At 52.8% G+C, this 8,447-nt stretch carries 8 protein-coding genes; all 8 read left to right on the top strand.

All coding sequences use genetic code 11. From position 1 onward, the window contains the following. The first annotated feature begins 145 nt into the window (after window positions 1-145). A complete protein-coding gene (locus GPA21_RS17640) occupies window positions 146-1,666 on the top strand; it encodes a hypothetical protein (RefSeq protein ID WP_168989417.1) in 1,521 nt (506 codons plus the stop codon). A 28-nt stretch (window positions 1,667-1,694) separates the two neighbouring features. Then, entirely contained in the window at window positions 1,695-2,717 is a 1,023-nt protein-coding gene (locus GPA21_RS17645) for a class I SAM-dependent methyltransferase (protein WP_168989418.1), read from the top strand. 38 nt (window positions 2,718-2,755) lie between these two features. After that, window positions 2,756-3,835 (top strand): hypothetical protein, encoded by a 1,080-nt coding sequence (locus tag GPA21_RS17650; protein WP_168989419.1) that lies wholly within the window; start codon window positions 2,756-2,758, stop codon window positions 3,833-3,835. A 135-nt stretch (window positions 3,836-3,970) separates the two neighbouring features. Next, on the top strand, window positions 3,971-5,119 hold the full coding sequence (locus tag GPA21_RS17655; protein ID WP_168989420.1) for an NHL repeat-containing protein: 1,149 nt from the start codon (window positions 3,971-3,973) through the stop codon (window positions 5,117-5,119). Between the two features lie 82 nt (window positions 5,120-5,201). After that, the gene (locus GPA21_RS17660; RefSeq protein ID WP_168989421.1) at window positions 5,202-5,912 is read left to right on the top strand and encodes an acylneuraminate cytidylyltransferase family protein; all 711 of its coding nucleotides are present in this window, start codon (window positions 5,202-5,204) and stop codon (window positions 5,910-5,912) included. After that, window positions 5,909-6,856: a Gfo/Idh/MocA family protein gene (locus GPA21_RS17665; protein WP_168989422.1), complete on the top strand. Its 948-nt coding sequence runs from the start codon at window positions 5,909-5,911 to the stop codon at window positions 6,854-6,856. The genes GPA21_RS17660 and GPA21_RS17665 overlap by 4 nt, the downstream gene beginning before the upstream one ends. Next, window positions 6,853-7,665 carry an SDR family NAD(P)-dependent oxidoreductase gene (locus tag GPA21_RS17670; RefSeq protein ID WP_168989423.1) on the top strand — a complete coding sequence of 271 codons (813 nt, stop codon included), beginning with the start codon at window positions 6,853-6,855 and terminating at the stop codon, window positions 7,663-7,665. The genes GPA21_RS17665 and GPA21_RS17670 overlap by 4 nt, the downstream gene beginning before the upstream one ends. Further along, the coding region (locus tag GPA21_RS17675; protein ID WP_168989424.1) for an N-acetylneuraminate synthase family protein at window positions 7,659-8,447 on the top strand (789 nt) is incomplete at its 3' end. The genes GPA21_RS17670 and GPA21_RS17675, both read left to right, overlap by 7 nt.

Here is an 8,447-nt window from a genome sequence, read left to right on the forward strand (position 1 = left end):
CCGTTGCGGCCACGAAGACAATTCGAACGCGGTGCGAAGGCGATTCCGGAAAACAATGTCACGATGAAATTCGACCTGAACCTCAGTGCTGGCGCGGTGCAGCCGGCTTTTGCATCGCGCTGCTAACGAAGCGTCGGAACCGTCAGTGAATGAGGCGCGACACGAAGCATCACGGACAGAAAGCCCAAATCAAACACAGGATCACAAGCCAGCCGTTGAGTCTCCCCCCGGTGCAGCAACGACTGAACTCGACAAAGACGACATTGGTTCAAGCCCAGTTCAAAACGAGGCGCCAGAACCGTCAGTAAATGAGCCTGGGGTCAGGGACCTCGCTGCAGCCAACGCTCCCAGATCCTCTCTAGCCTATGCCGGGCTATCCCTGTTGCCAAAATATCTACTCACTGGCTCAGGTCCCGGCATTCTTGAAGTCCCGCTGGAGGGCAACACGTTCGGTGGCATTACCAGCACCTACTCAACCCACATCCTGTATCTGGATCTGCTTCTGATGAGTGGTGGCCCGGCCTTCCTGCTGTGCATGCTCGCGCTGGTTTCGGCAATCTCCGCGGGCTTCCAGCACTGCCGATCTCATGGTTCAGGGAGCAGCTCAACCCACCCGGCCTTGCTCGGCATGCTCGTTGCATTTGCAGTCTCATCGCTATTTCTTCCGCAGGAGCGGAACGAACTGATCGGTCTGGCCTTTGTCGGTGCCGGTTTGTTGATCAGCAGGCAAACTCAACAAACAACACTTGGCAGCAAAGACTCTTACAACGCCCTTCCCAGACGCGCGCTACTGATCATTGCATTGACCGCCGGCGGGTGGGCTGTTGTAACCAGCCCGATTTATGTTTTTCCTGCCATTGAACTCGTCGGACGGCATGGCAGTGAAATTATCAGAGAACAACAGAAGGTCTATGTCACCGAACCAGCAAACAGACCATTGCTGAGTGCTCTGCTGAAACTCAGAGGGGGCACCAGCGCTCAAGTAGACGTTTTGCCTGACGACATCAACATCCTAAAAAAAGACAACATATGGATCCTATGGAGCCCGACTCGAGAGACCGAGTACCCGGAGTTGATTGAGGAGCTGGACAACAGAGCCTATCCAAAACAGCTCTACCCACTGGGAATTGGCGCCCCGGAGAACTGGTGGTTCATTCCTTCTGCACAGCCTGTCCTCAGCTTCTTGTACGCTGGTACTCGCAAGATTTTTGATAGTGGTATCCACACGTATCCGAATCTTGCACCTTATCTCGCTGTTCACCCATCGGACAACGTAGGCGGCAATCCAAAAAACGTAGCCGACCGTAACTTTTCCAGCGCGATTTCATGGCTCTCTTCTGCTGAAGCAACGATTGACTTTCATCTTGATAATGCATTACCCGGAGTTCTATCGGTCTATCGTCTCGTTGCACTCAATCATCAAAGCATGACTCGGTCAACGAACTACAGCTGGAAGGTCATGGGACAGCTTCCCAATGGCGAGTGGGTTATTATTGATACAATCGAGCGTTTTCCTCTCAGTCAGGATATTCATGAACCGTCCTGGTTTACGGTAAGCTCACAGGATAGTTTCAGGAAAATCAGATTCCATTTTTTGCCCGAAGAGTACAATCCTGATACAACCTACGCAGGTTTGAACGAAATCGAACTCTATTTCTCCCCATAGCGCTTTAGTGGCGCAGGAAGAGCAACACATGCAAACCAAGAAACTGAAATCCCTAGACATACACCCTGAAGGCATTGCCGAAGAGTTCGATCGTCTTATGCTGCTCGACATTGACGACATGCTGACTCATCGTAGCGACTTCAGCGACACATGCTGCCCTGCTTGTCATGGCCGTCATGTTCCATACGCATTCACTTATCAAAAACTAGACTACCGTCGCTGCAATGATTGCGGCATGCTGTACATATCTCCTGCCCCAAGTGAGACCTTGCATCTGGACTTCGTTCGCAACAGCCGCGCAATGGCTTTCTGGCGCGAGATGCTGCCACCGGACATGAAGGTTTCACGTCGACCGATGTACCAGGAGCGGGTAGCCTATGCACGCACGGTCTGGGAGCGCTTCGGAGTCAAACCCGACAGCATTCTTGAACTCGGGGCGGGCAACGGTGAATTCGCCGAAGAGCTCGCCGCAACTGGCGCAACCAAGAACATCGTATTGCTCGAACCACAAGCGTTACACCTGGACGCCGACGGCATCGAGATCATCACAGAGGGTTTCGAAGCCCTCGAAAAAGCGGACCGCAAGTTCGACACGGTTTTCGCCTGGGAGCTTATCGAACACGTACTCGAACCTGATGTTTTTCTGCGTCTGGTACGAAAGGTACTCAAACCCGGCGCCCCGCTCATATTATCCACTCCAAACGAACGAAGCATAGAAACTCGCAAGCTCGGCACTGCATCATCCAACATTCTTTTCGACCATGTACGCCTGTACAACCCTGTTGCCATGCAGGCGCTGATGGCACGAAACGGTTTCCGGATAATCGAGTCATGCACACCAGGGAAACTTGATGTCGATCGACTGCAGCAGCATCGCAAGGCCAACCCGGACGCTTACATCAATGATCACGGACTCTCCCTGATTCTGGACGATGAGCAAGCCGCAGACGATTTCCAGACCTTTCTTCAAACCCACTCCCTCTCCAGCCACATGCGTATCGTCGTTGTAGCTGATGCTGAGTGGAACGGCTCACAGACTCCAAGGCTTTGAACATGCCATCTTCAGCCGGGCAACCCGCTCAACCGGCCATGAGCTTCGAAGCCTTTACCAATGCGGCTCCAGATTCGCTCTACTGGTACGACCGCCTGCCCGGAGATGGTTTCAGCGTCTGTGCGATTCCGCAAAGCCCTTCAATTGAGCACTTGCGGGATGCGCTGCTTGCCACCAGTGAGCCGAGCACTGCTGACATCGACCTTCTCGCTGCCTTTCTTCTCGGACATGAGCGCATCCCAGCTGATCATGAAAGGTGGAAAGCACTCACCCAGCACTTGTCCCGTTGCATGGCAGCACAATTGACCTCTGAGGGAAATCGCCCCCTCAGGATGCGCACCCAACGGCTTCACTACTACATCGAAGCACTGATCGCTGACGCACCTTCTGTTCAGGATCATCAGTGCTTCGTCGGTGAGCGCAACCTGGAGGCAATGAAACCCTGGGACTATGTGGAACACCGTGGATGCGAGTGGTGGATATCGTCTGGATCACCAAACATATACTGTAACAACGGCCGGCAGCTGTTGCATTGGAACCTGGGACTGCCAACCCAACTTGACCCCTTGCCCGACGGAAGGCTCTGCGCCGGTTCAATCTACAGTAACGGGGCCAGCATTCATGAGAGGGGTCAATGGGTTACATTAAATCATGACCAACCAGTACCCCTCGTTTTCTGGCACAACGCAAGGCTTTACTTTATCGACCACCTCGGCAACCTGTGGTGCGATGAGCCTCGCCAGTTCATCGCCAGGGTGCCATGTAAGCAGGTCCACTTTGCACGTTATTTCGAAGGTACGATCTACTGCCTTGACAACTCAGACTACGGCCACATCACAAGCTTCAACGTGGATCGCATGGTCTCGGTCAGGCACGCTGTACTGCCAGTACAGGTCTGCAACGATCTGGCTATCGTCGGCCAGCACTGTTATCTGATCGACAAACAACAGGGCAGCGTTTTCAAATTCGACCGGAACTTCCGCTTCATCGAAAGCAGACTTAAATTTGGACGCGGTGAAGCGAGGCTGCTTGATCCAGTATCAATTCGCCCACACTGCGATCGACTTCGAGTCGTAAGTTGGTTATCGAATAAAATGACGCTAATGCACGCATTTTGATATTTAAACTCTTTTATTCAATGACATTCAACATTTCCGGCCAAATAAAACCCGGCAACCAAATACGTAACCCTCGCTTTATTTTTTGACTGTTTTGGAAACGTATCGAAAAACGTCCTCGCAATATCGTAACCTATGCCTACCTTTCGCTCTATTTCGCTTCTCTTGCTTGGTGCATTGATCATACTCGCGCTATTTATGCGCGATGAAAACCATGATGAACCCCTGAAAGGTATCTCGAAGGCTGCCCATTACGACGTAAGTAATCTTCCGTACTACTCCCCAACGGTTCGTTCAACCGTAAACTGGAATGAGGTCGACTTTGATCCTGCTGATGTTCGCTACTTTGGTCGAAAGACGAGCATGATTGTCGCCTCTGACATGAGTCGATCACTGATCGGGATCATGGATGGGAGAGTTGAGTGGACTAGAACATTCCCCGAAACATGGCCGCGAGCACTTGATATTTATAAAGGTCTCGCTTACGTCGGCAACCGTTACTCTATTCTGATTTTGCAACCATTCACTGGAGAGACAGTCGCAGAACTGAACATCCCAAACCTCCCAGAAAGGAGCGCGATCAATAGTGTTCGCTTAAGCGCTCTTGGTACCCGAACGATCTTGACGCTCGGACTTGACCTACTGGACATTGAAAGCCTCCCGCCGCGACCGTCGATTCTTGTTTTCGATATTGTTGAAAGCGAACCAGGAGAAAAGACACTGTCTCTGGTGGTGTCTTTTTATGAATTTAGCTCACCTCGAGACGCCGTCGTCATCGATGGCAAACTTTATGTGGCAGATACCTTTGGTCACAAAGTCATTAAAATCGATTTAAACAGCGAAACACATACCAGGCAAACTATTGGGAATTTTTATTTTCCAAACACAATTGACTTCATGACTATCGGAAAAGGATTACAGGCAATTATTTCTGCAGAGCATGAGAACAGAATCGTTCAACTTGATCTACGTACTGGCAAAATAACTATTCCATTAAGCTGCCCACTCGATTTGTTTCGCAACCCTGAATCATCCAAGGACGATATTGTTGCGAATGAAATTCTAATGACAACGTCAAATGAAGTAAAACCTGCATCAATGTCGCTCTGTGCCACGAGATACTCCGGACTTAATACTCTCTACAGTCCAAATAGCGCACGATTGCTAAACGAAAAGCTTGTGATATCAGACACAGACAATCATATGGTGAAAGTTTTTCACAAGAATAGACTTCAAACGATTGTTACTGGCATTCCTAACCCAGTCAACAGTGTATTGTTTTAACATATACTTATTATCAACTTGCTTGATCAAGAATACGCTTTACGCTATTCATTTCTCGAGCAAACTTTTCCAGCATCGATCAATGCCTCACAACATAATCTGCACCATCTGCGCCAGAGGCGGTTCGAAAGGCGTTCCCAACAAAAACGCCCGCATCGTCGCAGGTCGCCCTTTGCTCTCACATACCGTAAACCAGGCTCGGAGTTCCGGCCTATTTGACTGCATTGCATTCAGCAGCGATAGCGCCGATTACAGACGCTTGGCTGGACAAGCAGGGGCAGATTTACTAATTGGGCGACCCGACGAACTCGCAAATGACGCCGCCGGCAAGATTCCAGTCATCCGACACTGTGTTGAACACGCAGAGCTTGCAACCGGGACGACATTCGACTTGATCATAGACCTCGACTGCACATCGCCGCTGCGCCTGATCGACGACATCGTGGCATGTGTTGAACTGGTCAAGAAAGAAAGCGTGAACAACGTCATCACTGCAGCACCTGCTCGCCGCTCGCCCTATTTCAACCTTGTGGAGCGAACTGAAGAAGGTCGAATCGACCTCGCGAGAAAGCCTGCGAGACCCATATTACGGCGACAGGATGCGCCCGAATGCTTCGACATGAACGCCTCCATTTATGCATGGACAAGAGCCGCTTTGTTCGAGCGCGAAGGACTCTTTCATCCCGACACCGCACTCCATGTCATGCCCGAAGAGAGATCCATCGATATCGACAGTGAGCTCGACTTCGAGATCGTTTCGCTTCTTCTCGAAAGGCGCGAATCACAATTATGAAATGCCTCGTCATAGGTTTTGGCTCCATCGGGCAGCGACACGCAAGAGTCCTGACCGAGATGGGGCATGAGGTCGCCGTGCTCAGTGGCGCCACGGTCCAGACCTACCCATGCCACAGTGCGCTGAATCTGGCCCTTCATTCATTTGAACCCGACTATGTGGTTATCGCCAACGACACCGGCAAACATGCGGAAACACTCGACCAACTGGCCGAACTCGGTTACCAGGGCATTACCCTGGTGGAAAAGCCGCTGGCCGCAACCAACAGCCAACTGAAACGGACACCGAAAGGGCCTGTTCACGTTGGCTATACCTTGCGCTTTCACCCGGCCCTCAAACAACTCAAGGCTTATCTTGGGGCTGGCACACTGTGGTCGCTGACCGCTTACTGCGGCCAATATCTCCCCGACTGGCGCCCGGATCGCGACTATCGTCAAAGCTACTCTGCACGCCCGGACGAGGGTGGCGTCATTCGCGACCTCAGCCACGAACTCGACTATGTACAGTGGCTCGCCGGAAGCTGGCAACGGACGGTTTCCTCAGGAGGTCGCGTCAGCAATCTTGAAATCAGCAGTGAAGACTGTGTCAGCATACTCGCCGACTGCGAGGACTGCCCACTCGTCACAGTCCACATAAACTATTTGGATCGGCTTGTATCACGCCGTATTGTTGTCAATGGACCGTTTGGCACCGCCACCGCAGACCTCATCGCCGGCACTCTCAGCATTAATGGGGAAGAGATGAGTTTCGAACTCGGCCGTGACGCCATGATCCGCGAGCAGCATGTGGCAGCCATGTCCCATACCAGCGTGCACAAGGTCTGCACGCTTGACGAAGCGCAAACCACCATGCAGTGGATCGACGCGATTCATCGCTCACTCATCGAACAACGCTGGATTGCCCGCCCCACGATATCTGTCAAAACCCACGGCCCGACATCATGACATTCTCCGACACGTTTCTCCGACTGGACAACAAGCTCGCTGTAGTCACAGGTGCAGCAGGCATCATCGGCAGTGTCATTGCACGCCAACTGCAAGCTTACGGCGCCCGGGTTGCCCTGGTCGACATTGATGCAGAACGGCTTGACGCGGTCGAGGCGGAAACTCCAGACCGACAGCAAGTACGTGCCTTTCGTTGCGACCTCTCAGACGCTGAGGCAATCACAAGCACGGTCGAGGCAATCAATGCCTGGAGCGGTGGCATAGACATTCTGTTCAATAACGCTGCAACAAAAACTGAAAAACTCGAACGCTTCTTTGATCCGGTTGATGAGTACACGCTGGAAACCTGGCGCGAAGTCATGGCGGTCAACGCCGACGGCCTGTTCGTCATGGCCCGGGAGTGTGCCAAAAGCATGAGGCGTCAGGGCGGCGGGAGCATCGTGCAGACCGCTTCAATCTACGGTGCCATGGCGCCGGACATGCGGATCTACGAAGGTTCGGAATACCTCGGACGACAGATCAACACGCCGCCCATATACGCAGCATCCAAGGGTGCAGTGATTGCCCTGACGCGTTATCTGGCTGCCTTATGGGCAAGCGATGGGATCCGGGTCAACACCATTTCGCCTGGCGGTGTATCTAGCGGTCAGAACGGTGTTTTTCACGAACAGTATCGTGCCCGTGTTCCGATGGCCCGCATGGCTGAAGCAAGGGAGATCGCTGACGCCGCACTCTTTCTCGCATCGCCTGCGGCCAGCTACATCACAGGACAGAACCTGATGGTGGACGGAGGCTTGTCGATATGGTGACCGAGCAATCGGCAGGCTCACCTTGCCTGATCATCGCCGAAGCTGGCGTCAACCACAATGGCAGTCTGGATTCAGCGTTACGGCTTATCGACGCTGCGGCAGATGCCGGTGCCGACATTGTCAAGTTTCAAACCTTCAAAGCCGAGCGCCTTGTCACCCGTCATGCGCGCAAGGCGGCCTATCAGGCAACTCATACCGGTGCGGGCGACCAGTTCTCCATGCTCAAGGCACTTGAGCTTTCGGACGAAGCACACTACAAACTGCTCAAGCATTGCGAAACACGAGGAATCGAATTCTGGTCGACCGCGTTTGATGAGGCTTCAGCACAATTTCTGGTGGACCTTGGAATCCGTCGTATCAAGATCCCGTCTGGCGAACTCACCAACGCACCGTTCATTTCCGCCATGGCTGCTCACGGTCTGCCCATGATCGTATCCACCGGTATGGCTACGCTTGACGAGGTTGCCGACGCAGTCAGCTGGATTCAAGCCGCACGACGTGGCCCATCAGCAGACCAAGCGCTTGCCGATTTCGTTACCCTGCTGCATTGCACCTCGAATTACCCCTGCCCGATAGACGATGCCAACCTGCTGGCCATGGCTACCCTCGCACACCACTTTGGTTTGCCAGTCGGATATTCAGACCACACTCAAGGCATTCTTGTGGCACCGCTGGCACGTGCCATGGGGGCCACAGTTTTTGAAAAGCACTTTACGCTGGATCGTAGTCTACCCGGCCCGGACCACGCCGCATCGCTGGAACCTGACGAACTTAAACAAATG

This window comes from Azoarcus taiwanensis, assembly GCF_012910885.1.
Taxonomy (GTDB): Bacteria; Pseudomonadota; Gammaproteobacteria; order Burkholderiales; family Rhodocyclaceae; genus Azoarcus_F; species Azoarcus_F taiwanensis.

What these genes read in the sequence shown, in the direction of transcription:
- GPA21_RS17650 (WP_168989419.1), top strand. Translation starts at nt 2,756, where the DNA reads ATGAGCTTCGAAGCCTTTACCAATGCGGCTCCAGATTCGCTCTACTGG.
- GPA21_RS17665 (WP_168989422.1), top strand. Translation starts at nt 5,909, where the DNA reads ATGAAATGCCTCGTCATAGGTTTTGGCTCCATCGGGCAGCGACACGCA.
- GPA21_RS17670 (WP_168989423.1), top strand. Translation starts at nt 6,853, where the DNA reads ATGACATTCTCCGACACGTTTCTCCGACTGGACAACAAGCTCGCTGTA.
- GPA21_RS17645 (WP_168989418.1), top strand. Translation starts at nt 1,695, where the DNA reads ATGCAAACCAAGAAACTGAAATCCCTAGACATACACCCTGAAGGCATT.
- GPA21_RS17660 (WP_168989421.1), top strand. Translation starts at nt 5,202, where the DNA reads ATGCCTCACAACATAATCTGCACCATCTGCGCCAGAGGCGGTTCGAAA.
- GPA21_RS17655 (WP_168989420.1), top strand. Translation starts at nt 3,971, where the DNA reads ATGCCTACCTTTCGCTCTATTTCGCTTCTCTTGCTTGGTGCATTGATC.